The sequence below is a fragment of the Collinsella sp. LCP19S3_C9 genome (assembly GCF_052121575.1).
Classification (GTDB): Bacteria; Actinomycetota; Coriobacteriia; order Coriobacteriales; family Coriobacteriaceae; genus Collinsella.
Genome location: NZ_JBQKDZ010000051.1, coordinates 1 through 322 on the forward strand (window position 1 = coordinate 1; position 322 = coordinate 322).

Annotated in this window: 1 protein-coding gene; it reads left to right on the forward strand. The window is 68.0% G+C overall.

The features are described from left to right. A partial coding sequence (locus tag ACTQXI_RS08935) for an agmatine deiminase family protein (RefSeq protein ID WP_441049402.1) occupies positions 1 to 322 on the forward strand: 322 nt, incomplete at both ends.

Sequence of the window (322 nt, forward strand, 5' to 3'; positions counted from 1 at the left end):
GCGCGCCAACCACTGGCACTTCAACGGCTACGGCGGCCTCATCGACGGCCTCTACTTCCCGTGGGACAAGGACGAGCAGATCGCCCTCAAGATGGCCGAGCTCTCCGGCTGCCGCCGCTACCGTCCCGACGACATGATCCTCGAGGGCGGCTCCATCACCGTCGACGGCGAGGGCACCCTCGTCGTCACCGACCAGTGCCTCCTGTCCCCCGGCCGCACCTGCTCCGCGGTGCTCGAGGAGGAGGAGGACCCCGAGTCCCTCTGGCCCAAGTACCGCAAGAAGTTCGAGCCCTGGAGCGAGGAGCTTCGCGGGTACATGACC